The sequence below is a fragment of the Hymenobacter sp. BT559 genome (assembly GCF_016427535.1).
In the GTDB taxonomy this organism is placed as follows: domain Bacteria; phylum Bacteroidota; class Bacteroidia; order Cytophagales; family Hymenobacteraceae; genus Hymenobacter.
In genome coordinates, this window is sequence record NZ_JAELXV010000001.1 from 900,641 (window position 1) to 924,163 (window position 23,523).

Sequence of the window (23,523 nt, forward strand, 5' to 3'; positions counted from 1 at the left end):
TACTTTTTAGGTAAACGAAGCGCGGTTGGCAAGCTAAATTTTTGGGTGTGGCGCCTGCACGTGCTCAATTGCTTGGGGGCTGAAGAAGTACAGCTTACTGCGAAAAGGCTCATCGCTCGATGGTTGCGTGCGTAAAAACGAGGAATTGTAGCGCGTGGTGCCTATGCTGCTGCGGTGCTGCCTAATCTCCCCATACTCGTTTTTTATGGCCACCATTCCGCACGATGCTGCTCTCGACAGCACCTTAGCCTTTCTGCGCGAAGGCTACCAGTTCCTACCCAACCGCCGCAAGCACCACCAGTCCGATATCTTTCGAATGCGGCTGATGGGCGAGCCTGCCGTGTGTCTGAGTGGGGTCGAGGGCGCGGCCTTGTTCTACGATGAGACCCGTTTCCAGCGCACGGGGGCTATTCCGCGCCGCATCCAAACCACCCTGATGGGCGAGCACGGCGTTCAGACCCTCGACGATGCGGCCCACAAGCACCGCAAAGCGTTGTTTATGTCAGTGATGACGCCCGGCAGCCTGCATAGCTTTGCTGCCCAAGTGGCCGAAACCTGGCGCGCCTACCTGCGGCGCTGGGAGCAGCGCGCCAGCATTGTGCTCTACCCCGAGGCCGAGGAAGTGCTGTGCCGAGCCGCGTGCGGCTGGGCGGGCCTGCCCTTCGAAGAGAAAGATATCGCGCCTCTGGCCCGCGACCTAAGCGCTATGATTGATGCCTTTGGCGGTGTGGGGCCGCGCCACGCCAAAGGCAAGCTCGCCCGCCGCCACGCCGAGAAATGGGTGGGAACTAGCATCGATAAGGTGCGGGCCGGCCAGCAGTTCGCCCGCGAAGAATCACCGCTCTTCGCCGTGGCCTGGTTTCGGGACCTAGACGGCGAGTTGCTGCCTACCAAGCAAGCGGCGGTAGAATTGCTTAACCTCGTCCGGCCCATTATTGCGATTGCGCGCTTCGTCGTGTTTGCGGCCGCAGCACTACACGAAAACCCGGAGTGGCGCCCACGCTTGCAACACGGCGACCCGCAGACCCTAGAGTGGTTTACCCAGGAAGTGAGGCGGCTCTATCCGTTTACCCCACTGCTCGGAGCGCGCGTACGTTATTCGTTTGAGTGGAAGGGCTGTAAGTTTAAAAAAGGCCAGTTGACGCTGCTCGATGTGCACGGCATCGACCACGACGAGCGGCAGTGGGAGCACCCCGACGAGTTCCGGCCCGAGCGCTTTCGCACTTGGGATGGTAGCCCGTTCAACTTTATCCCGCAGGGTGGCGGCGATTACTTTCATAATCACCGTTGTGCAGGCGAATGGCTGACCATTGAGGCCCTAAAAACCTGCGTGCAACTGCTGGCTAGTGCCATGACCTATGAGGTACCCGAGCAAGACCTGCACATCGACCTTACCCGCATGCCAACCTTACCCGATAGCGGCTTTGTGATGCACCGGGTGCGCGCCATCAGCGCTGCCCAGCCCCCGGTGGCCGCCACACAAGCCCCGGCCCGCTGCCCCTTTCCGCACTAATTCACCAGCGATGGGCCCTGTGCCTCGCACTGCAAACAAACCCCGGCCATCGGCCAGGGTCTGTTCGCGCTTTCTCTAAAACCAAACCAGAGAAAAAGGCGGTAAACGGCAGCCTAGGGGCCGCTCAGTGACTAAAGTTGGGAAGGCGCGCTGCACTTGCTGCAACTCATTGCAACGCTGCGCGGGCTGGGATAGCGCTGGGTACAAATTGCACCTAAGAGATGAGGGATATAGCGTAATGGTTGCATCAATGATGCAAATATAATGGCATGGATTAAGTTTGTACGCTATTTAATGAAACATTGTTGCATTTAAAGAAATTAGCAGTAGTTTTGTGCTTCTACTGCTTGTCTTTTTCTATGTCAACTGCCTTTTCAACTCAGGCCAAACTGCCCGTTACTGTGCTCAGTGGCTTTTTGGGCGCAGGCAAGACCACGCTGCTCAACCACGTGCTGCACAACCGTGAAGGCTTGAAAGTGGCCGTCATTGTCAATGACATGAGTGAGGTCAACATTGATGCCCAACAGGTGGCCCGCGAAGGTGGCCTCTCGCGCACCGAGGAGCGGCTAGTGGAGATGAGCAACGGCTGCATCTGCTGCACCCTGCGCGAAGACCTGATGCTCGAAGTAACCAAGCTGGCTCGCGAAAAGCGCTTCGACTACTTGCTCATCGAAAGCACGGGCATCTCAGAGCCGCTGCCCGTGGCCCAGACGTTTAGCTTTGTAAGCGAAGACGGCGCCATCGACCTGAGCCGCCACGCCCGCCTCGACACGCTCGTGACGGTGGTAGATGCCTTCAACTTTGGCCGCGACTTTGGCAGCCTCGACCGCCTGCCCGACCGCCACCTCCTCGACGCCGACCCCGACGACCAGCGCACCATTGTGAACCTGCTAACCGAGCAGGTCGAGTTTGCTAACGTCATCGTGCTGAATAAGGCCGACCTGGTGCCCGCCGCCACCCTAGGTGAGCTGCAAGCCATCTTACGCAAGCTGAACCCTAAGGCGCGCGTGCTAGAAGCCAGCTTTGGGCAAGTGCCGCTACGCGATATATTGAATACCAAGCTCTTCAATCAGGAGGATGCCGAGCAAAGCGCGGGCTGGCAAGAAGAGCTGAAGAAAAGCCACCACACGCCCGAAACCGAGGAGTATGGCATCGGGAGCTTCGTGTTTCGCGATAGCCGGCCATTTCATCCGGGCCGCTTCTGGCAATACGTGAGTGAGGAATGGCCCGGCGAGGTCATTCGCAGCAAGGGCCTGTTTTGGCTAGCCTCGCGCTCCGCCGACGCACTGAACTGGGGCCAGGCCGGCGGCTCGCTTCGCGCCGAAGGCGCCGGCTCGTGGTGGGCCGCCATCGAGCGGCCCGAGCTACACCCCGCTTTCCGCGAAAACCGCGAGCTGATACTTAGCCGCTGGGACCAGCGCTTTCAGGACCGCGTGAATGAGCTGGTATTCATCGGCCAAGACATGGACGAGGCTCGCATCCGGCAAGAGCTGGAGGCTTGCCTTTGCACCGAAAGAGAAATTGGCCAGTGGCAGCGCGGCAGCCAGTTTGCCGACCCTTGGCCTGCCTTTTAGAGCGCCGAACACCCTAGGGGCGGCTACGGAGGGCGCGGCGCTGGCGGCAGCGGTATGCACTTAGGCAGCAAGTATAGTTTTGACCTACAATTATTTACCATATGAATAATTCTGCAATGCTCGACGTCATCGTTGTTGGCGGCAGCTATGCGGGCTTGTCGGCGGCTTTGGCGCTGGGGCGGGCCATTCGGCAAGTAGTGGTGCTGGATAGTGATGAGCCCTGCAACCGCCAGACACCGCACTCGCACAACTTCCTAACCCAGGATGGCAGCACGCCGGCGGCCATTGCGGCGGTGTCCCGCGAGCAGGTGCTGGCGTACCCCACTGTGCGGCTGCACCCAGAAGCGGCCGTGTCGGCTACGGGCGAGGACAATCACTTCACCGTGACAACGGCGAGTGGCGCGGTGCTGCACGCTCGGAAGCTATTGTTTGCCACGGGCATTCGCGACTTGATGCCGGCGCTGCCGGGCTTTGCCGAGTGCTGGGGTATCTCGGCTATCCATTGCCCTTACTGCCACGGCTATGAATACCGGGGGCAGCCCACCGGCATCTTAGCCAATGGCGAGGCAATAGCCGAAATGGGCCTGCTCATCCGCAATTGGACCGATAAGCTAACCATTTTTACGAACGGCCCTGCCACGCTCCAGCCCGACCAGCGTCAGCAACTGGCCGACCGCGGCGTGGTGGTAGAAGAAACTCCTGTGCAGCAGCTATTGCACCAAGCCGGCTACCTCACGCACCTCGCCCTAGCCGATGGCCGCACCGTAGCCCTGTCGGCTCTCTATGCCCGGCTGCCGTTTGAGCAGCATTGCACCCTGCCCCATGACCTAGGCTGTACGCACTCTGCCGCGGGTCACATTGCGGTGGATAACTTTCAGAAAACGAACATCTCAGGGGTTTATGCAGCGGGCGATGCTACTAGCCCCATGCGAGCAGTGGGAGCAGCCGTAGCAGCCGGCATGATGGCCGGAGCCATGCTCAACCGAGAATTGATATTCGGTACATAAGAGGCGTGTCCTGGTAAGCATAGGAACGGAGTTGCATTTGCCGCCTCTTGCTATTGATTATATCGGCTGGAGCGACGGAGAAGGCGAGGTTAACCTTCTGTTGAAACTACACGTCTTGTGCTTTAATTGCATCATTGTTTCATTTAAATCTTCTCCTTAACTCATGAAGAAAATTGCTTGGCTAGGTGTCGTTGCCCTAGCTGGTACGCTTGCTAGCTGCGGTGGCGACAAGAGTGCCGACTCGGCCAGCGCCACTACTGAGGCGCCTGCTGCCACGCCCGCTACCGATACGACTAGTACGCTCGCTACTCCTGCCCACGCCCAACTCGTGGCCGACCACCAGAAAATGGAAACCGACCACCGCACCATGGCGGCGGCCGACTCGGTAATGGAGGCCGACCACCAGCAGCAAGTGGCCGCCGCTAAAGCCGCGGGCAAGGCCACTACGCTGGCCTTTGCTACGCTCGAAAAGCGGCACAATGACATCATCACCCGCCATAAGGCGATAGTAGCCGAGCACGACGCAGTGCTGAAGCGCCACGCCGAACTAGAGCGCAAGCACGCCGCCGGGGGCATGACCGATGCCGAGATGCTGGCCGACCACAACCAGATGAAAGAAGAGGACCAGAAAATGCAGGACGAACACCAGAAGCTGGTGGCCGACCATAAAAAGATTGAGGAAGACCACGCTACTCTGCTTAAAAAGTAACCTGGCGAAATAGAAACGAACTGCCTCCAATTAAAAAACAGAAAGCGCCTCCCATCTAGGAGGCGCTTTCTGTTTTTAGGGTACCTAGGGTAGCTAGGCCTGTTGTAAGCCACCCTAGGCGGGTGGCCGGTAGTGCGCATTAAGCCAGCAACTGGGGCTTCTCCTTATACACTTTCCAGAGAAACTCGCCGAACAGCGTGTTAGCCCAAGCAAACCACGAGCGGCTGAACTTCTTGGGGTCGTCTTTGTGGAACGACTCGTGCATGTAGCCGGTGCCCGCGTGGGTGGCCTTGAGGCTCTGGATGCAGGCCCGGATTTCGGCGTCGTCGGTGCTAGTGAGGCCGCGGGTAGTAATGGCAATGGGCCAAATCATGTCCTGGCCCACGTGCGGACCACCGATGCCCTCGGCTGCCGTGCCCTTGAAGAAGAAGGGGTTAGCCTCCGAAAGCAGAAACTTGCGCGTGTTCTGGTAGATGGGGTCGGTGGTAGGCATGGCGCCTAGGTAGGGCAGGGCCACCAGGCTGGGCACGTTGGCATCGTCCATGAGTACCTGGCTGCCAAAGCCATCGACCTCGTAGGCGTAGATTTTACCGTGCTGGGGGTGGTTCACGACGGCGTGCTCGCGCAGGGCCTTTTCTACTTCGTCGGCCAGGGCGGTGCAGTCTTTAGCGGTGGCCGCCTCGGCGGGGGCCAAGGCGGTCAGCATCTCGGCGGCCTGGCGCAGGCTGGTAACAGCGAAGAAATTACTGGGCACCAAGAAGGAATAGAGCGTGGCATCGTCGCTGGGGCGGAAGGCCGAGCAGATGAGGCCCACCGGCCGCACTGGGTAGCCGTAGCCCTTCATGGGCTGGGTATCAGTAGCGTTAGTGGTTTCGCGCTGGAAGTGGTAGGGACCTAGGCCGTTTTTGCGCTGCTGAGCCCGGAAGGTTTGCAGCGTGGTCTTAACGGCCTGCTGCCACTGCGCATCGAAGGGCTGCTTGTCGCCGGTTTTCTTCCAGTAGTGGTAGGCCAGGCGAATGGGATAGCATAGCGAGTCGATTTCCCACTTGCGCTCGTGCACGCCGGGCTGCATGGCGGTTTTGTCGGTTTTCCACTCGCCCACCTTGGTGTCGTCGCCATAAAAGGCGTTGGCGTAGGGGTCCTTGATGATGCAGCGCGATTGACGGTTGATGACGCCCGCTATCAGGTTGCGCAGCTCGGCGTCTTTGTCAATGAGCTGCAAATAGGGCCACACCTGGGCCGACGAGTCGCGCAGCCACATGGCGTCGATGTCGCCCGTAATGACGTAGGTATCGGGCCGGCCCTCGCGGGTAGTGTAGGTGACGGTGGTATCTAGGGTGCTCGGAAAGCAGTTGTCGAAGAGCCAGCCCAGCTCGGGGTCTTTCACCTTTTTCTTAAACTCGGTGATGGCGGCCTCTACGCTCTTGCTGCGAAACCGGCGCTTGGCCGCTACCGGCCGCACCACCGGAAAAGCGGGCGCCGCGGCGGCAAAAATAGTGGAAGGCAGGGCGAGACCGCCCGTGAGCAAAGAGGCTTGTTGAACGAACGTGCGACGATTCATAAAAGGGGTGGGTAGCAGAAATCTGGGTAAAAATAGAACGTCCGCCATGCTCATCTAGCGTTCACCTATCGAAGTATCTCGCTAGATGCTTCGGCAAGTGGATTGCCAACTGAGCACGACGGACGTTGAAAAAACTACTTTTTAGCTTTAGAGAACGAGTAGGGCGCAGCCTCTGCCGAGGTGCCGCGCGTCTTATTAGGCGTAGCGCTCATCTCAAAGTTGAGCGTGGCTCCCTGCTTCAGCGTCTCGAATTCTAGGTAGTTCTTATCGTAAGCTTGGCCATTCAGCGTCAGCTGGTTCACGTAGCGGTTGGTGGCCGAGTTCTGGGGTGCATTCAGTACCACGTCCTTGCCGCCGGGTAGGTGCAGGGTGGCCTTCGGGAAGAGCGGCGCGCCGAGCACGTACTGGTTCACGGCCGGGCACACGGGGTAGAAGCCCAGGGCTGAGAACACGTACCAAGCCGAGGTCTGGCCGTTGTCTTCGTCACCGCAGTAGCCATCCGAGGTGGGTAGGTAGAGGCGGTTCATTACCTCGCGCAGCCAGTACTGCGCCTTCCAGGGCTGGCCAGCGTAGTTGTAGAGGTAAATCATGTGTTGGATGGGCTGGTTGCCGTGCGCATAATTGCCCATGCCGGCAATCTGCATCTCCCTGATTTCGTGGATAGTACCGCCGTAGTACGAGTCGTCGAACACGGGCGGCAGCGCAAACACGGTATCGAGCGTGGCTACAAATTTCTTCTTGCCACCCATGAGGTCCATCAGGCCCTGAATGTCGTGGAATACCGACCAGGTGTAGTGCAGGCTGTTGCCCTCCGTGAAGGCATCGCCCCACTTGAAAGGGCTGAACGGCTTCTGGAAAGTGCCATCCTGGTTTTTGCCGCGCATCAGGCCCGACTCTTTATCGAACAGCTTGCGGTAGTTCTGGCTGCGCTGGGCGTAGAGGTTGATTTCCTTTTTGGGGCGACCTAGGGACTTCGCTAGCTGGTAGATGGCAAAGTCGTCGTAGGCGTATTCGAGCGTGCGAGCGGCGTTTTCGTTGATTTTAACGTCGTAGGGCACGTAGCCGAGCTTGTTGTAGTACTGCACGCCGTAGCGGCCCACGGCCGGCATCGGGCCGGCGTTGTTGGCGCCGTGCTGCAAAGCGTCCCAAAGCACATTCATGTCCTGGCCGCGAATGCCTTTCAGGTAAGCATCGGCTACCACCGAAGCCGAGTTGTTGCCCACCATCACGCTGCGCAGGCCGGGGCTGCCCCACTCGGGCAGCCAGCCGCTTTCCTTAAAGTCGTTGGCTAGGCCCTGCTGAATCTCGGTGTTAATCTCGGGGTACATGAGGTTCAGGAAGGGGAACAGCGCCCGGAACGTGTCCCAAAAACCGGTGTCGGTGTACATATAGCCCGGCAGCACTTGGCCGTTGAACGGGCTGTAGTGCATCACTTTGCCGCTGGCATCCAGCTCATACAGCTTGCGCGGAAATAGCAGCGAGCGGTAGAGGCACGAATAGAAAGTGCGGCGCTGGTCGTCGGTGCCACCCTCAATGTCGATGCGACCTAGGGCCTTGTTCCAAGCGGTGCGGCCTTCCTGGCGAATAGCTTCGAGGTCCTTGTTGCCAATCTCGCCTAGGTTCAAAATAGCCTGCTCGGGGCTGATAAACGACGAGGCCACGCGAGCATTTACGCGCTCGCCCTTGCGGGTTTTGAAGCCCACGACGGCGCCGGCGTGGTTGGCCGTCACGTCGAGGGTGCCGGCCGCGGCGGCCGCTTTGTCTTGGTACAGGGTCGTGCTAGTGAAGTCGTGGTCGAATTCCAGCACGAAGTAGTTCTTGAAGTCCTTCGGTACGCCGCCGCTGTTGCGGGTGGTGTAGCCCACAATGCGGCGCTGCTGCGGCAGCACCTGCACGTGCGAGCCCTTGTCGAGGGCATCAATCACGACATAGGCGCTGTCCGTTTTGGGAAAGGTGAAGCGGAAGCTCGCGGCCCGCTCGGTGGGCGCGATTTCGGTGGTCACGTCGTGGTCGGCCAAGTACACGCGGTAGTAGTTGGGCTCGGCCACCTCGGCCTTGTGCGAGTACCAACTGGCGCGGGCATCTTGGTCAAACACCTTCTTGCCCGTGATGGGCATGATGGCAAACTGGCCGTAGTCGTTCATCCACGGCGAGGGCTGGTGAGTCTGCTTGAAGCCCCGGAGTTTGTCGGCTGCGTACTGGTAGGCCCAGCCATCGCCCATCTTGCCGGTCTGGGGCATCCAGAAGTTCATGCCCCAGGGCAGGCAGATGGCCGGGTAGGTGTTGCCATTCGAGAGGCTAGGCTTCGAGTCGGTGCCGATGAGCGGGTTGACCCACTGCGCGAAGTCGGTAGCGGCCGACGCCGTGGGGCCTTGGGCCAAGGCCGGGCCCGCCGCCAGCAGCAAAGTGGCCAGGGCAGAGAAACGTTTGGTCATTCGGTAAAGGAGAGAAACGCCGCAGACAAACGGCGCCAAAAAGTGAGGGATAAATGCAAGTAGGACCGTCCTAGGTCATATAGAAACCTACCGTCATGCTGAGTGCAGCACGGTCGAAGCATCTCTGTCGCACCATCAAGCAGTTTGGAAGATGCGCTAGAAATGATTCGGCAAGCGGACGCCAGATGAGCATGACAGACGCTTTGTTTCCTAAATACACGCTTAGCGGTAGGTTAGCTGCACGGCCGGCGCAGCAGCATATGTAGCCCACAGCTCGTCGAGGGTTTTGCCGGTTTGCTGCTTCCAGATGTCGGGGGTGTAGGTGCGGGTGCGAGCGGCGTTGTCGAGCTGGTTTACCAGCTTGGGGTAGCCGTGCTGGTCGAGCCAGACCAAGAAGCGCGCCATGGTGCGGTAGCTGTTGGTGTAGCTCTGGCCCTCCTTATACTCGGGTAGCTTCCAGTTGCCGGCCTCATTGTTTACGCCATACACGTAGCGGGCATAGTCGGCAATGCCCTCGGTGAGCCAGCCCGGCCCGCTACCGTTGGGGTAGGCTTGTACAATATGCATGACCTCATGCGTCACCACGTCAATATCCTCGGGGTGGTCGCGCAGCCACTTGGGGTTGTAGTCGACCACGCCATTTCCAGTAGCTGCCACGCCCGTGTAGGCGGGGTTCACAAAGAACGTGACCTTGCGAAGCGTCTTGGGGTTGAACCGCTTGGCTTCCTGCGGGTACACCTTATAGAAGGCATCTACCATGCGCTTCTTCGTGACGGCCGACAAGGCAGGGTCCTGGTTAATGAAAACCAGCGTGTAGCCCTTTTGGGTGAGCGAGTCGCGGCCCACGGGCACGGTGGCCCCAGTGCTTTGGGCGGCGGCCGGGGCCGCCAGCAGCCCTAGGGTAGCTGCCAACAAGAGGAAAGATTGAGACACGGAAAAGGGGTAGAAGAAGTGAAAAAAAGCCCCGTAGCCAGCCCCTAGTTGGGGCGTGGGGCTACGGGGCTTCTCAAGAGTTGCTTACCAGCCGGGGTTCTGAGTCAGCTGTTTGTTGTTGTTGATTTCGGCCGAAGGAATGCCCCACAGCAGGTATTTCTCCTGGAAGGCCGGTCCTACTTCACCTTTAAAGCCGACCACATTCACGAAGCGGTTGTTGGCCACGTCGTAGGTTTGGCGAGTGCGCTGAATGTCGAAGTAGGCTTTGTTTTCGTAGGCCAGCTCGTGGTAGCGCTCTTTCCAAACCGCGGTGCGGAAGGCATCTTGGCTGAGGCCGCTGAGGGCGGGTAGCTTGGCTCGGCTACGGATGGCGTTGATTTGGGTATAGGCCTTGGTGTTGGGGCCGCTGACCTCGTTGATGGCCTCAGCATAAATCAGCATCACCTCGGGCATACGCAGCAGGGTCCAGTTTTCGTCGCCTACACCATTGCCAAGCGCGCTCTCTACGTGGAAGTACTTGTAGAGCGCCTGGGTGCCGAAGTTAACCGTCTTGCTAGGGTCTCGAATAGACGGGTACTTCGAGAAGTAGAACTGCTGCTCCTGAGCGCGCAGGTCACCCGCTTCGTGAGTAGCATAGAAGCCGGGCGTGGGAATAACGGCCCCAAACTCGTCGTTGTACTTCGAGATGCCCACGAAGTATGGAATAACGAGGGCGCTAATGGCATTGGTAGCAATACCAAAAGCATACTGCGCCTGCAAGATGAGCTCGCCCTGGTTTTTATCAGCCGTGTTGTGCAGCGAAGCGTAGTTGCTGAACAGCGGGTACTGGTTGGCGTCAATCAGCTCGGCAGCTTTGTCGGCGGCCTTCTGGTAGTTGGCCTTAATCTGCAAGGGGTAGCCGGCCGAGGTGAGGTACACGCTCGACAGCAGCGCTTTTACGGCGCCCTGCGAGATGCGCCCGCTGCGGTCTACAGCCGCGAGGCCCGACTGCTCGGCGGCTTGCAAGTCGGCGATGATGAGGTTATACACATCGGCCTGCGGCGCGCGGGTAGGGTAGAGGTCCGGGCTGCTGCCGTCGATGGGCGTCGTAATCAGCGGCACATCGCCGTAGAGACGCACCAGGTGGTAGTACAGGAAAGCCCGGATAAAGTAAGCTTGGCCCAGCAACGCCTTCTTCTGCGTTTCATCCATCGAAACGGCCGGAATGCGGGCTATCGCCAGGTTGGCCGCCCCAATGCCGTTGTAGGCATTGTTCCACATACTGGAGAAGTATGGGTTGGCTGGGTCAATGCTTTGGTTGATAATCTGGTTGTTGTTGAAGCTCTGCCCTAGGGTAGTAGCATGCAGGGCCATCAACTCGACGCCTACCCAGATGGACTCGCCGTAGCCGTTGTCGGTGTTCATGATACGCAGGCGGTTGTAGAGGCCATCCACGGCCGACTGGGCCTGCGTAGCGTTGCTGAAGTAGTTATCCTGGGTGAGTGAGGAGCGGTTGTCTTCCTTCAGGAAGTCGCTGCAGCCGGTAGCGGCCAGCAGCAAGCCGGTGCACAAGGCCGTAGCCTGCGCGCGGGAGCGAATACGTGATAACATAATAAAGCTGGGTGGGAGTAATTAAAGCGTAACGTTGAGACCAGCCGTGAATACCCGTGCCTTGGGATAGTCGAAGAACTGAATGCCCTGCGCGAAAGCATTGCTGTAAGTCGAAGTTTCGGGGTCGTAGCCCTGGTATTTGGTAGCCAGGAAGAAGTTCTGCGCCGACACGTATACCCGGATGCGGGCCAGCTTGAGGCGCTGCACGAGCTCGTTGGAGAAATTGTAGCCCAGCACCGCGTTGCGGCCGCGGATAAACGAGCCATCCTCAACCTTGTAAGAATCGATGCGCGAGTCGTAGTACACGTAGGAAGGCCGCACTTGGGCAATCATCGTGTTCTGGTTGTCGGGCGTCCAGGCGTCGGTATAGGCACGCGAGTAGCTGTTGGCCTGGTCGGTGCGGTCGAGGGCCGAGTGGTGCGTCAGGTTCATTACGTCGTTTCCGTAGGTGAACTGAATGTCAACCAGCAAGTCGAAGCCCTTGTAGCGGAAGTTGTTGCTGAACGTGCCGAAGCCCGTCGGAATAGCCTTGCCGATAATAACGCGGTCGAGGTCGTTGATTTGCCCGTCGTTGTTCTGGTCCACAAACTTGAGGTCGCCGGGCAGGCGATTGTAGCGGCGGGCCTCGTCGGCCTCGGCCGTGCCCCAAGTGCCGGCACGCACCACCCCAAACAGCGAACCTACCGGCTGGCCAATGCGCAGCACGTTGGTTTCGTTCAAGAAGTTAGGACCGGGATAGATGTCGTCGCCTGCCGGCCCGAGCGCCAGCACCCGGTTCTTGAGGAACGAGATGTTGAAGTTGGTTGACCAGGTGAAATCCTTACCCTGGATGTTTACCGTGTTCAAGGCTAGTTCTAAGCCTTGGTTGCGCACGCTGCCTACGTTGCTAAAGATGCTACTGTAGCCGCTGGTGCGGGGCACCGGGCGAGCCAGCAGCAGGTCGCTGGTAGTACGCGAATAAATGTCAGCCTCGAAGCTAACGCGGTTCTGCCACAGGCCGAGGTTGAAACCTAGGTCATACTGGCTAGCGCGCTCCCAGCGCAAGTCGGGGTTACCTAGGGTGCTAATCGTGGTGCCGCCTACGCGCACTCCGTTGTAGATGTAGCTGTTAGTACCTAGGCGGGCCTGCGACTGATAGTTAGCAAAGTTGCTGTTACCGGTTTGGCCGTAGCCAAAGCGCAGCTTCATGTCGCTAATCGTCTTGTTGCCCACCAGGAAGGGCTCTTGTGAGATGCGCCAAGCCACGGCGCCCGAGGGGAAGAAGCCGTATTGGTTGGACGTACCAAAGCGCGACGAACCGTCGGAGCGTGCCGTAGCCGTCAGGATGTAGCGGTCCTTGTACGTGTAGTTGGCCCGGCCAAATACTGATAAGAACTGGTTGGCGTCGAAGCTAGACGTGGGCACCTGAGGTGTAGCGCCGGCGCCTAGGTTGTAGTACGAGTAGGAGTTGTCGCTGAGGCCGCGGGTTTCAGTATAGTCCTGCAGTGCCTGGAAACGCTGCACGTCGACACCGGCTACTACGTTTAGCGCATGGTCCTGGCCGAAGACTTTGTTGTAGGTCAGGTAGTTCTGCCACTGCACGCTCTTGCCGTCGTAGGCCGTGAAGCCAGCTAGGTTTTGCGTGCCGGCGCGCAGCTGAATGAGGTTGCTCGACGCCGTGGGGTTGAGCTGCGAACTGAAGTTGGCGCCGAACACCGAGCGGAAGCTCAGACTGGGCGAGAACGTGATGTTGGCGTAGAGGTTGCCCGCAAATACCTGGTTGCGCGTCAGGTTGATGTCTTCCCGCACGATGGCCACCGGGTTGTCGCCACCCTCCATATCGGGGTAGTCCTGCCGCTTGCCATACACGCCGTTAGGATACTGAATTGGGACGATAGGAATCATCTCAATCATCATACGCGGAATGTTGTTGCCGCCCACGAAGTTATTGCCAATTTTATCCTCGATGTTGCTGTAATTCAGCGTGGCGCCCACTTTCAACCAGTCTTTCACTTGGTTGTCGACCGTGAGGCGACCCGAGTAGCGCTTCTGGTACGTTTCGCGAATGATGCCCTGCGCGTTGGTGTAGTTCAGAAACAGCCCGAAGGTGGTCTGGTCATTGCCGCCCGAAAACGCTAGGTTGTGGCTTTGGGCCACACCAGTGCGCGTCACCTCGTCCTGCCAGTCTATGTCATAGAGTGGGTTCAGGTTCGAGTCAAACAGGCGCTTGGGGTCGTTGGGGTTGGCTAGGGCCTGGCGCTTGAGGCGCGGGTCACGAGCGGCGTATTTGCCCGCGGCCCAGCCGGCAGGGTCAAATTTCTGCACGTTCTGATACCCTAGGTCTTCCATCGCCAGGAAGTCGCGAGCATTGAGCACGTCAAGCTTGCGAGCAATCTTGCTGACACTTACGTAGTTATCGTAAGATACTTGGCTGCCCTTGCGCCCGCGCTTGGTGGTGATGATGATAACACCGCTGCTGCCGCGCGCGCCGTAGATAGCCGTGGCCGAAGCATCTTTTAGTACCTCCAGGCTCTCAATGTCGTTGGGGTTGAGGGTGGTAATGCCCTGCTCCCAGAACACGCCGTCTACCACGTACAGCGGGGTATTGCCGGCATTGATGGACGAGTAGCCCCGCACCCGGATAACGGGCGCGCTGCCCGGCTGCCCCGAGTTCAGCGATACGTCTACGCCGGGCACCTTGCCTTGCAGGCCCTGCGCTACGTTCACCACCGGGCGCTCTACCAACTCAGCGGCTTTCACCGAGCCAATGGCCCCCGTCACGTCCGAGCGTCGCTGGGTGCCGTAGCCTACTACTACTACCTCATCCAGTGCTTTGTTATCGGACACTAGCTTGATGCTGAGCGTAGTGCGGCCTTCTAGGTTCACTTCCTGCGCTACGAAGCCGATAGACGAAATCACCAGCGTAGCGTTGGCATCGGGTACCGACAAGGTGAACTTGCCGTCGGCATCGGCCGTCACGCCCACGCCCGCTACACCCTTCAGCACGATAGTAGCGCCGGGCAGCGGGCTGCCCTTGTCATCAGTCACGGTGCCCTGCACCGTCACGGCAACGGGTTTGTAGAGGGCTCCGGCCGGAAGCCCAGCTGCAGTAGCCTGCGAGAGAGGCAGCGTAGCTACTGGTGCCAGTAGCAGCAGCGGCAGCTTGCGCAAGCTTTTGATTGATAAAGAAATGACCATAGAAAAAAGTGGTGGGTGGGGAACGAAGAGCAGCCAGAGTGGCTACTCACAACAAAAAAACTAAACCAGTAAAATGATTTGGCAGCAAGGTCTTTAGCGTGAGCGGTGGTGGAGCTAAAGCGCTGATAAATCAGGCGTAGGTAAGCTGGAAAGAGCGGCTGGCACGTGTTCAAATGCCGCAGGCATAAAGGGCGAGACCTAGGAAGGAAAAGTAACCAATGCTGAGGCGTAAGAACTTAACGTCGGTGGAAGCAGAGATACGGGCTGGCGAGCGGCAGCAGGAAAGCCATTGCGGTCGCTACTGATAGCTTATCGGAGAGCAGCAAGCATTGCACTAAAGGCTTGCGAGTAATGAACGTTGTATGATTACTGGCCGAAATATGAAGGTTTTTTCTGGACTAGCCAAATTTTAGCTTAAACATTTTAGCATATTTGTTGGCGCAAGCCGCTCTTTTTGCCATTCTGGTAGCTGCTCTTGGGCCAATAGTGCCTTCTAAACTTTAAAGCAGCACCGTAGACTGTAGGTCACGTTGTATATTCCATATCAATCTTTTTTTCTTTTTATTTCATGGTTTTTCCTCGTCTCTTTCCTAGGGTGCTGCTGGCGGCCCGCTGGGGCCGCTGGCTAGCTAGTGGCCTGCTGCTTGCCGGCTCGGCAGCACACGCGCAGCAGCCTAAGCTCACTTCCTACGTCGACCCATTTATCGGTACCGGTGGCCACGGCCACGTTTTCATCGGGGCCAACGTGCCGTTTGGGGCAGTGCAGCTGGGGCCGCAAAACATCTTTAAGGGCTGGGACTGGTGCTCAGGCTACCACTATTCTGACAGCTTAATCACGGGCTTTTCGCACACCCACCTTAGCGGTACGGGGGGCTCGGACCTCGGCGATGTGCTGATTATGCCTTACACCGGCGCCCTCAAGACTGACAAGGGGCAGCAAAAGGTACCGCACCAAGGCTACCTCTCGCGCTTTTCGCACCAGCGCGAAAAGGCCCAGCCCGGCTACTACGCCGTGACGCTCGACGACTACGGCATCCGGGCCGAGCTCACGAGTACCGAGCGCGTGGGCATGCACCGCTACACCTTCCCCAAGAACAGCCAGCCAGCCCGCGTCATCATCGACCTCAAGGAAGGCATCGACGACAAGGCTACTGATACTTACCTGGAGCAGGTTGATGCCCAGACGTTTATTGGGCACCGCTTTTCGAAGGGCTGGGCTAAAAACCAGCAGCTGTTTTTTGCCATTAAGGTGTCGGCGCCTGTGCCAGCGTTTGCGCTCTACAACGACGCGCAGGCCCTAGGTGGCAAATCGGGCAAGGGCACGGCCGTGAAGGGCGTATTCACATTTGCTAAATCGCCGGGCACCTTGCATCTAAAAGTGGGCATTTCGCCGGTGAGCGCGCAGAATGCGCTGGCTAACATTCAGGCCGAAATGCCGGGCTGGGACTTCGCCAAGGTGCAGCAGGCCGCGGAAGCCAAGTGGAACCAGGAACTGGGCAAGGTCACCATCGAAAGCAAAGACCCTGTGGTGCGGCGTACGTTCTACACCTCGCTCTACCACGCTTGGTTTGCGCCCGCGCTGTTCAACGATGTGAACCGCGACTATCGTGGTACCGATGGCAAGGTGTACCCCAAGGCGCCCTTTGCCAACTACACCATCTTCTCGCTCTGGGATACGTACCGCACTGAGCAGTCGCTCTTTACCCTGGCTCAGCCCGAGCGCGTAGGCGACATGATGCAGACCATGCTGGCCATCAATGACCAGCAGCAAAAGCTGCCCATCTGGCACCTCATGGGCAACGAAACGGGCACTATGGTAGGCTACAGTGCCGTGCCGGCCCTGGCCGAGGCCTACCTCAAGGGCACCCCCGGCCTCGACGGCAAGCGCGTGCTGGACGCCCTTAAGCAGAGCAGCACCCGCGACGACGAGGGCGTGAACTTCGTCAAGACCCTAGGGTTCATTCCGGCCGATAAAGAGAACGAATCGGTGGCCAAGGCTATGGAATACGCCATCGACGATTGGAGCATTGCGCAGGTAGCCAAGAAGGTAGGCGACAAAGAAGCCTACGACACCTACAGCAAGCGCGCCAAGTACTACCAGAAGTATTTTGACCCCCGCACGCGCTTTATGCGCGGCGTTACAGCCGACGGTAAGTTTCAATTGCCGTTCAACGCCTTCCAGTCCATTCACCGCCAAAACCCCTACACCGAGGGCAATGCCTGGCAGTATACTTGGCTGGTGCCGCACGATGTGCCGGGCCTCATCAAATTGTTTGGTAGCGACGCAGCTTTTACCCAAAAGCTTGACAGCTTGTTTATTGTGCAGGGCAACCTAGGTGAGAGCGCTTCGCCCGATATCTCGGGGCTTATCGGCATGTATGCCCACGGCAACGAGCCCAGCCACGCCACCACCTACCTCTATGCCTACGCCGGCCAGCAGTGGAAAACCGCCGAAAAGGTGCGCCAGGTGCTGCGTGAGATGTACAAAGACCAGCCCGACGGCATCAGCGGCAACGAAGACTGCGGCCAAATGTCGGCCTGGTACATCATGTCTTCGATGGGTTTCTACCCCGTAAGCCCCAGCAGCGGGGCTTACGTATTAGGTAGCCCACTGGTCGATAAGGCCACCATTCGCCTGCCTCAGGGCAAGTCGTTTACGGTGAATGTGCAAAACAATAGCCCGCAAAATATTTATATTCAGTCGGCTACGCTCAACGGGCAGCCGTATGCGAATACGTATCTGCTGCACCGCGACATTGTGGCGGGCGGCACCTTGCAGCTCACCATGGGCCCGCAGCCCAACCGCGCCTTTGGCACGGCCCCGGCCAACCGGCCTAAGGAAGTGTACTAACAGACGGAAAAAGTAGGGTATAGCCTGGGCTTTAGCGGCCCAGGTTATACCTTTAACCTGGTCCGTAACGTAATTTGCTATTTAGATTATCAGTAGCCTACGCCTAAGCCCCTAACCGAGCTCGAATTGAAAAAGAAACTACTCATTCACGACATCGCCAAGCACCTCGAGGTGTCGATTGCTACCGTATCGCTGGTGCTCAATGGTAAAGCCAAGGAAAAGCGCATCAGCGACTCCGTGGCCGAGCGAGTTATCAAATACGTGGAAGAAGTGGGCTACAAGCCCAACCAGCTGGCCAAAAGCCTGCGCACGGGCAAAACGCACGTCATTGGCTTAGTGATAGAAGATATTGCCAACCCCTTCTTCGCCACAGTGGCGGCCCTGATTGAAAAAAAGGCGCTGGCCCGCGGCTACCGCATGCTGTTTTGCAGCACCAACAACGACTCGGCCAAGACCCGCGACCTGCTCACCATGTTTCAGGAGCGGCACGTCGATGGCTACATCCTGGCCTTGCCCAATGGGGTAGAGGCCGAGGTGCGGGCCCTGGTGCGCAGCGGCAAACCGCTGGTGCTGTTCGACCGCCTGCTGCCCGGCGTGCAAGCCAATGCCGTGGTGGTAGATGGCACTACGGGTATGTACGAGGCCACCCAGCACCTCGTTAGCCAGGGTTTTCGGCGCATTGCCTTGCTCATGCCTCACCTCGACCAAACCCAGATGAGCGCCCGCGCCCAGGGCTACGCCCAAGCGCTGAGCGAAGCTGGCCTGGCTCCCATTGTGCACGAGGTGGAGTTTTCGCAGGATGCCGAGCAGCTGGTGCAGGATGCCCTGGCGTTTTTTCAAGACGCTACCGTCTGCGACGCCGTATTGTTTGCCACCAACTACCTAGGCGTGTGCGGGCTGGAAGCACTACGCCGCCTAGGTCGCCGCATTCCCGAAGAGATTGCCGTTGTCTCCTTCGACGATAACGACCTGTTCCGGCTTTATTCGCCTCCCATCACGGTAGTGGCGCAGCCCATCGAGGCCCTGGCCGAAGAGGTTATCGGTACGCTGCTGGCCTCGCTCGAAAACCCGGCCGAAACCGGCCGCATTGCGCAGCTGCAGCTGGCCCCGCAGCTGGTGGTGCGCGAGTCGTCTATTCGGCCTAAAACCAAGCCCTAGGTTGCTGGTGCCGCGGCTGGCTTAGCCCAGCACCACGGCATCGCCCACGCGCAGCTGGCCGCTGGCGGGGCCAGTTACGTTCTGGCCAAACATGATTTTGTTGCCCTGCTTGCGGTAGGTGGCCAGCGTGCGTAGCGGCTCGGTAGCAAGGTTTTTCTGAGCTGTAGCCTGGTCGATGGTCGTGACGACGCAGCGCCCGCAGCCGCGCACCGACCGGAAGGCGTGGCCGCCAATCTGGAAGTCGGTCCACTGCATCTCGGCGTCGGCCGCGTCGAGGCCGCGCACCACGAGGTTGGGCCGGAAGCGGTTCATAGGAACCGGCTCGGCGAGCCGGGTATTAAGTTCGGCCAAGGACTCCTCGCTGGCGAGCAGGTAGGGGTAGCCATCGGCAAAGCTGACGAGCGTGCCGGCGGGGTTGAGCTCGGGCTTGTCGGGGTCGACCTCGCGGCGCACCATATCCGACATGTACACCAGCTTGCAGGGCTGCCCTAGGGCCTCGCTCAGCCACGCGTCGGCCTCGGGTGTGCCCCGCCAGGCAAATACCATGTCGTCCCAGATGGTCACAAACAGCGTGCGCTCGGGCGTTGCTGCGAAGGGCACGTAAAGGGGCAGCAGTTCGGGCCGCTGGCGATGCCGCAGCAAGAAGCCATTGTAGGCGGGCTCCACGGCCAGCAGCGCCATTTCGGCGTGTTCGCGCTGGGTCAAGAAACGGTTGCGCTCATCCACTATCAGCCAGCGGCGGTCGTGCTGCAGGCCCAGCGACGTGAGGGTGGCCGAAGGCAAGCTAATGCCGCCGAGCGACTTGACGGGGTAAATGAAAAGACCCGAGAGCGTAATGGCAGAAGAAAGGGCAGACATGCCCGCAAAGGTAGGAGCGATTAAGTGAGGAGTTAATAGAAGACGAAGGGCGGAGGCGATGAATAGCACTATTCATCGCCTCCGCCCTTCGTCTTCTATTAACTCCTGGCCTATCCTAGTGCAGTGCGCGCTTCTTTACCATACCGCCCTTGGCGTCGTTTACGCTGTGCATGATGATGAAGGCGCGGGGGTCAATGTGGTTGACCTCAGTGGTAACCTGGCCTACTTCGAGGCGCGTGACGACGGTGAACACGATTTCGATGGAACTGGGCTGCTCGCCGCGCGAGCCGTAGCCGCGGTGGCCGGCATACACCGTAACGCCCCGACCGAGGCGCTCGGTGAGGGTACGCCGAATGGCATCGCTGTGCTCCGAAATAATGGTGACGCCCGTATATTCTTCAATGCCATTGACCACAAACTCAATGGTTTTGGATGCCGACAGGTAAGTGAGAATGGAGTACAGCGCCGTGGGTACATCGAGCACCAGAGCCACTACAATAAAAATCAAAATATTGAGCACCAGCACAAAATCGCCCACGCTAAGGCTGGCTTTGCGGCTGAGGTACACGGCCAGAATCTCGGTGCCATCGAGCACGCCACCGCCCCGCATGGCCAGCCCGATACCGGCCCCTAGGAAGAAGCCCCCGAACACGGCAATCAGCATCTTGTCCTGCGTCACGACCGGGAAATGCACCGTTTCGAGCACCACGGCCAGCGCCAGAATGGCGAGCAGCGCCCGCACGGCGAAGCCCTTGCCCATCTGCCGGAAGCCCAGCCACACAAAAGGCAGGTTGAGCACTACCAGCAGCACCGACAAGGGTGGGTCGCCGGGTAGCAGGCGGGCTGCCAGCAGTGAAATACCAGTTACGCCGCCGTCAAACAAACCATTGGGCAGCATGAATGCCTCTAAGCCTAGGGCCGCCGAGGCCACGCCCATCGCTAGGTACACTACGTTGCGAAATTCTTCGCGCAGCCACGATTGCTGCGGCCCATTGTGAGGCGCGGGCGCATCGGCAATAGAGGGGTGGCCGGAAAGGGAAGTACCTACGGTAGTCGTGGCCTCGGGGGCGGCATTGGCTTGCAGCTGCCGCAAGCGGGCTAAAATCGATAATTGAGCGAGCATAGCCCAGTTTACGCAAAAAAACCCGCTTTCGCCAAGGTTTATTGCTTTTTCGCTGATTCTAACTGCAAGGCCAGCTGCACTGCCGCGTATAGGTCAACGATGCCGCCGGTAGCCGAAAGCGTCGCAAAGTCAGCTTTCTTGCCGCCCTCGCCGGGCACTAGCACCTGCGTGTGGTGCACTTGCGCCGACTGCCGAATAATCCGTTTCAGGTCGGCCGCCGTGAGGTTGGGGAAGTACGACTTAAGCACAGCTGCTACGCCCGCCGTTACGGGGGCGGCCATGCTGGTGCCGCTCTCTGGGCCATACTTGCTGCCTGGCAGTGTGGAGTAGATGCCCACGCCAGGCGCGAACACATCTACTTGTTTCTTAGAATAGTTAGAAAAGCTGGCGGGCAGGTTTTCATCGTCGGTGGGCCCCGAAGCGCCCACGGTCAGCAGGTTGGTGGGTACGCTGCCGTTGAGGTAAAAGGCCGCGGGGTAGTGGGGCACCACGTCGAGGTTATCGTCTTCGTTACCCGCGGCGTGTACCAGTAGTACGCCCTTGGCCTCGGCGTACTTATAGGCAGCTTCTACGGCTGGGCGCTGAGGCGAGAACTCCTTGCCGAAGCTCATATTAATAATCTGCGCGCCATTGTCTACGGCGTAGCGGATGGCGTTGGCCACGTCCTTGTCGCGCTCGTCGCCGTTGGGCACGGCGCGCACGCTCATCACGCGCACCGGCGCACCCGCTATGCCTTGCACACCTAGGTTATTGTCGCGCGCGGCCGCAATGATGCCCGCCACATGGGTGCCATGCAGGGCATCGGGGCCGGTCACGTCGGCGTTGCCGTAGTCGCGCTGGTTTACATCTTCGGGGTTGTCCTTCACGATGTCGGCGCGGGCGTTAAACTTGGTGTTGAGGCTGTAATTCAGCTGGTCGCGCTGGTCTTTTACCTCGTTGTTAATTTCGGCCACCAGCGCGTCGGTGTCGGCAATGCCGCCCTGCTTCATGTCCTGGTACAGCGACGAGAGGGCGGTTTTCAGGCTGGCGTCGGGCACCTGGGCGGCCACCTTGCGGAGGGTTGTCGTGTCGAGCTTTTCTACCTCTAGTTTCTGCTTCAGCGCGTCGAAGAGCGACACCATGGGGCTGGTGCCCTGGTCGGCCTGCTTTAGCTGCTCGGTCAGCTCCTTGCGCTTGTTGTCGTAGGCTTTTTTGGCCCGGAGGTACGTAGCATAGTCGGCCTTGTCGGCCGCTTTTATCTGGGCACTGGTCTTGCCCGCAAAGCGCGGCCCCAGCTTGGCTACCACGCGGGTAACCTCCAACGTCTCTACCGAGATATTGCGCCCGTCTTTGCCACCTAGGAAGTTCCAGCCGTGAATGTCATCGATGTAGCCATTCTTGTCGTCGTCGATGCCGTTGCCCGGTATCTCGCGCGGGTTGCGCCACAGCACAGGCTTGAGGTCTACGTGCGCCGTGTCGATGCCCGAATCAATAACCGCCACAACTACGGCGGTGGGTACGCGGCCCTTCAGCAATTCGGCATAGGTGCGGGTGGCGCCCACGCCGGGGGTTTTATCCTGCTGGGGGTCGCGCAGGTACCACTGGGCGGCGGCGGCTTCGGCCACAGTAGGTCCGGCTGGGGTGGCCGTGGTGGCGGGCGCAGCAGCGTCCGGAATGGTAGCGGGGGTAGTTTGGGCCACCACAATGGTAGCGGGGATGCTCAACGAAACAGCCAGTGCCAGGCGCGGCCAGCAGGAAATGCGATTGGAAATCATTCAGGAGAAATAAAAGCGGCGCAAGAAACGCCCGCGTACGGATAGACGGACGCGGGGCGGCGGGTGTTGCGCCCGGTGGGGATAGTCCGGTAATTTAGCGAGCTAGTGAAAAATTCAATTATGCGCGTATTTATCCTCGGTAGTATGGTTGGGCTATTGCTTATTGGTTGCGAAACTCGTCAGCCCGTGGCTACCAAACCCAAGCAGCTAGTGCCCTCTATGCTGCCTGCTTCATCAGTCGAACAGGTTCCCCGTCAGTTGCCGGCTTCTCCCATGCGCGCGCCGTGGATAGATACCGGTGATACCAGTGCTACTCGCAGGCTTATTTCCCTCGACGGGCAGCGTTGGTTAGTGCGCACTGCTGCCCTCCCCGATAGTGCTCGTCAGCTATCATTTCCGGTGCCAGCCGATAAAGAAAATCATTTAGCTGCCTACACGGAAAAGGGTGCGGATGTGCAGTATACTTTCCAACTGCTTGGCCCACAGGGTCAGCTTCGCTTTATTACACAGCTACACAAAGCCGATTTTGCTAGGGTCGTATATGGTAGCCTGCGCACGGTAGCGCGAGCCGCCCCGCCTGTCTTTTTAGCTTATTGGTCAGCTCGCCGGGCGTTGATATTCGAAACAAACTTCGTACGCGAGGATACTGATGAGGGTCTGAGTATATTGCTGTTGCTAGACCCCGTTACGGGCAAGGTGCTACACCTTAGCCCCGGCAAAGAGTATATGGGTAGTTGCGACTGTTGGCCAACTCTCACGCCCGATGGCCAGACACTGCTAACTGGTAAAGAAATCCTGCACGCCACCGGGCAGGTATTTTCGCTGGCACAGCCCCAGCGCGCCGTAGCCGGTACGCGCATCCTTAGCGACAGTACCTTCTTGGTAGCTTATGAAGGCGATAACCCTGAGCAGGCTAACAACGCGCACTTAGTCAATCGCAATGGACAAGTGAAGCGACGATTTACTTTTCATGGTACTGACAGCGGGATGAGCGGCGGCGGTTACAGCCTGGCAGAAGCCCTACTGCCTACTACTGGTACCCAATACTTATGGGATGGAGCCGCTCAACTTCTGACTCTTGTGCCAGTGCACCAGCCTGCAGCCTTGCGCCAGATACCGGCGGCGCAATTGGTTCCGTTTCGTGCCCCGCAGCGTCCTAGTGAGAGAAAGCTAGCGTTTGATTACAACGATATGCCCAGCAGCGTTTTGTATGTCGACACTCTCACGCAGCAGTTACGCTGTACTATCATCAAGACGGAATGAGTTAAAGCATTGGGTAA

Annotated in this window: 15 protein-coding genes; 7 read left to right on the forward strand and 8 right to left on the reverse strand. The window is 58.9% G+C overall.

Annotated elements, in window-relative coordinates; genetic code table 11:
- Positions 1 to 205: 205 nt before the first annotated feature.
- The 4 genes from JAO77_RS03725 (at position 206) to JAO77_RS03740 (ending at position 4,803) form a co-directional block, all read left to right on the forward strand.
- Positions 206 to 1,513, forward strand: coding sequence for a cytochrome P450 (locus JAO77_RS03725; protein WP_198988953.1), 1,308 nt, complete (start codon positions 206 to 208; stop codon positions 1,511 to 1,513).
- A 359-nt stretch (positions 1,514 to 1,872) separates the two neighbouring features.
- The gene (locus JAO77_RS03730; RefSeq protein ID WP_198988954.1) at positions 1,873 to 3,087 is read left to right on the forward strand and encodes a GTP-binding protein; all 1,215 of its coding nucleotides are present in this window, start codon (positions 1,873 to 1,875) and stop codon (positions 3,085 to 3,087) included.
- Positions 3,088 to 3,188: 101 nt separating this feature from the next.
- Complete coding sequence (locus JAO77_RS03735; RefSeq protein ID WP_235998196.1) at positions 3,189 to 4,094, forward strand: NAD(P)/FAD-dependent oxidoreductase; 906 nt, start codon at positions 3,189 to 3,191, stop codon at positions 4,092 to 4,094.
- Positions 4,095 to 4,257: 163 nt separating this feature from the next.
- On the forward strand, positions 4,258 to 4,803 hold the full coding sequence (locus tag JAO77_RS03740) for a hypothetical protein (protein WP_198988955.1): 546 nt from the start codon (positions 4,258 to 4,260) through the stop codon (positions 4,801 to 4,803).
- A 139-nt stretch (positions 4,804 to 4,942) separates the two neighbouring features.
- On the opposite strand, the gene JAO77_RS03745 is transcribed toward JAO77_RS03740, so the two are convergent.
- The 5 genes from JAO77_RS03745 to JAO77_RS03765 form a co-directional block, all read right to left on the reverse strand.
- Complete coding sequence (locus JAO77_RS03745; protein WP_198988956.1) at positions 4,943 to 6,364, reverse strand: glycoside hydrolase family 125 protein; 1,422 nt, start codon at positions 6,362 to 6,364, stop codon at positions 4,943 to 4,945.
- Between the two features lie 134 nt (positions 6,365 to 6,498).
- Entirely contained in the window at positions 6,499 to 8,799 is a 2,301-nt protein-coding gene (locus JAO77_RS03750) for a GH92 family glycosyl hydrolase (protein ID WP_198988957.1), read from the reverse strand.
- A 222-nt stretch (positions 8,800 to 9,021) separates the two neighbouring features.
- A complete protein-coding gene (locus JAO77_RS03755) occupies positions 9,022 to 9,732 on the reverse strand; it encodes a basic secretory protein-like protein (RefSeq protein WP_198988958.1) in 711 nt (236 codons plus the stop codon).
- A gap of 84 nt (positions 9,733 to 9,816) precedes the next feature.
- Positions 9,817 to 11,322 carry a RagB/SusD family nutrient uptake outer membrane protein gene (locus JAO77_RS03760; protein WP_198988959.1) on the reverse strand — a complete coding sequence of 502 codons (1,506 nt, stop codon included), beginning with the start codon at positions 11,320 to 11,322 and terminating at the stop codon, positions 9,817 to 9,819.
- Between the two features lie 21 nt (positions 11,323 to 11,343).
- On the reverse strand, positions 11,344 to 14,499 hold the full coding sequence (locus JAO77_RS03765) for a SusC/RagA family TonB-linked outer membrane protein (RefSeq protein ID WP_198988960.1): 3,156 nt from the start codon (positions 14,497 to 14,499) through the stop codon (positions 11,344 to 11,346).
- 568 nt (positions 14,500 to 15,067) lie between these two features.
- On the opposite strand from JAO77_RS03765, the gene JAO77_RS03770 reads away from it, so the two are divergent.
- Positions 15,068 to 17,350, forward strand: coding sequence for a GH92 family glycosyl hydrolase (locus JAO77_RS03770; protein ID WP_198988961.1), 2,283 nt, complete (start codon positions 15,068 to 15,070; stop codon positions 17,348 to 17,350).
- 126 nt (positions 17,351 to 17,476) lie between these two features.
- Positions 17,477 to 18,508 (forward strand): LacI family DNA-binding transcriptional regulator, encoded by a 1,032-nt coding sequence (locus JAO77_RS03775; protein WP_198988962.1) that lies wholly within the window; start codon positions 17,477 to 17,479, stop codon positions 18,506 to 18,508.
- 21 nt (positions 18,509 to 18,529) lie between these two features.
- On the opposite strand, the gene JAO77_RS03780 is transcribed toward JAO77_RS03775, so the two are convergent.
- The 3 genes from JAO77_RS03780 to JAO77_RS03790 form a co-directional block, all read right to left on the reverse strand.
- Positions 18,530 to 19,366, reverse strand: coding sequence for an MOSC domain-containing protein (locus JAO77_RS03780; protein ID WP_198988963.1), 837 nt, complete (start codon positions 19,364 to 19,366; stop codon positions 18,530 to 18,532).
- A gap of 115 nt (positions 19,367 to 19,481) precedes the next feature.
- On the reverse strand, positions 19,482 to 20,489 hold the full coding sequence (locus JAO77_RS03785; RefSeq protein WP_198988964.1) for a YitT family protein: 1,008 nt from the start codon (positions 20,487 to 20,489) through the stop codon (positions 19,482 to 19,484).
- A gap of 38 nt (positions 20,490 to 20,527) precedes the next feature.
- On the reverse strand, positions 20,528 to 22,243 hold the full coding sequence (locus JAO77_RS03790) for a S8 family peptidase (protein WP_198988965.1): 1,716 nt from the start codon (positions 22,241 to 22,243) through the stop codon (positions 20,528 to 20,530).
- Between the two features lie 120 nt (positions 22,244 to 22,363).
- Between JAO77_RS03790 and JAO77_RS03795 the strand changes: the two genes are divergently transcribed.
- Complete coding sequence (locus JAO77_RS03795; protein ID WP_198988966.1) at positions 22,364 to 23,506, forward strand: hypothetical protein; 1,143 nt, start codon at positions 22,364 to 22,366, stop codon at positions 23,504 to 23,506.
- The last annotated feature ends 17 nt before the right edge of the window (positions 23,507 to 23,523 follow it).

Excerpts from the sequence above, each read along its gene's own strand:
- JAO77_RS03725 (WP_198988953.1), top strand. The coding sequence starts at position 206 with ATGGCCACCATTCCGCACGATGCTGCTCTCGACAGCACCTTAGCCTTT.
- JAO77_RS03730 (WP_198988954.1), top strand. The coding sequence starts at position 1,873 with ATGTCAACTGCCTTTTCAACTCAGGCCAAACTGCCCGTTACTGTGCTC.
- JAO77_RS03735 (WP_235998196.1), top strand. The coding sequence starts at position 3,189 with ATGAATAATTCTGCAATGCTCGACGTCATCGTTGTTGGCGGCAGCTAT.
- JAO77_RS03740 (WP_198988955.1), top strand. The coding sequence starts at position 4,258 with ATGAAGAAAATTGCTTGGCTAGGTGTCGTTGCCCTAGCTGGTACGCTT.
- JAO77_RS03745 (WP_198988956.1), bottom strand. The coding sequence starts at position 6,364 with ATGAATCGTCGCACGTTCGTTCAACAAGCCTCTTTGCTCACGGGCGGT.
- JAO77_RS03750 (WP_198988957.1), bottom strand. The coding sequence starts at position 8,799 with ATGACCAAACGTTTCTCTGCCCTGGCCACTTTGCTGCTGGCGGCGGGC.
- JAO77_RS03760 (WP_198988959.1), bottom strand. The coding sequence starts at position 11,322 with ATGTTATCACGTATTCGCTCCCGCGCGCAGGCTACGGCCTTGTGCACC.
- JAO77_RS03765 (WP_198988960.1), bottom strand. The coding sequence starts at position 14,499 with ATGGTCATTTCTTTATCAATCAAAAGCTTGCGCAAGCTGCCGCTGCTG.
- JAO77_RS03770 (WP_198988961.1), top strand. The coding sequence starts at position 15,068 with ATGGTTTTTCCTCGTCTCTTTCCTAGGGTGCTGCTGGCGGCCCGCTGG.
- JAO77_RS03780 (WP_198988963.1), bottom strand. The coding sequence starts at position 19,366 with ATGTCTGCCCTTTCTTCTGCCATTACGCTCTCGGGTCTTTTCATTTAC.
- JAO77_RS03785 (WP_198988964.1), bottom strand. The coding sequence starts at position 20,489 with ATGCTCGCTCAATTATCGATTTTAGCCCGCTTGCGGCAGCTGCAAGCC.
- JAO77_RS03790 (WP_198988965.1), bottom strand. The coding sequence starts at position 22,243 with ATGATTTCCAATCGCATTTCCTGCTGGCCGCGCCTGGCACTGGCTGTT.
- JAO77_RS03795 (WP_198988966.1), top strand. The coding sequence starts at position 22,364 with ATGCGCGTATTTATCCTCGGTAGTATGGTTGGGCTATTGCTTATTGGT.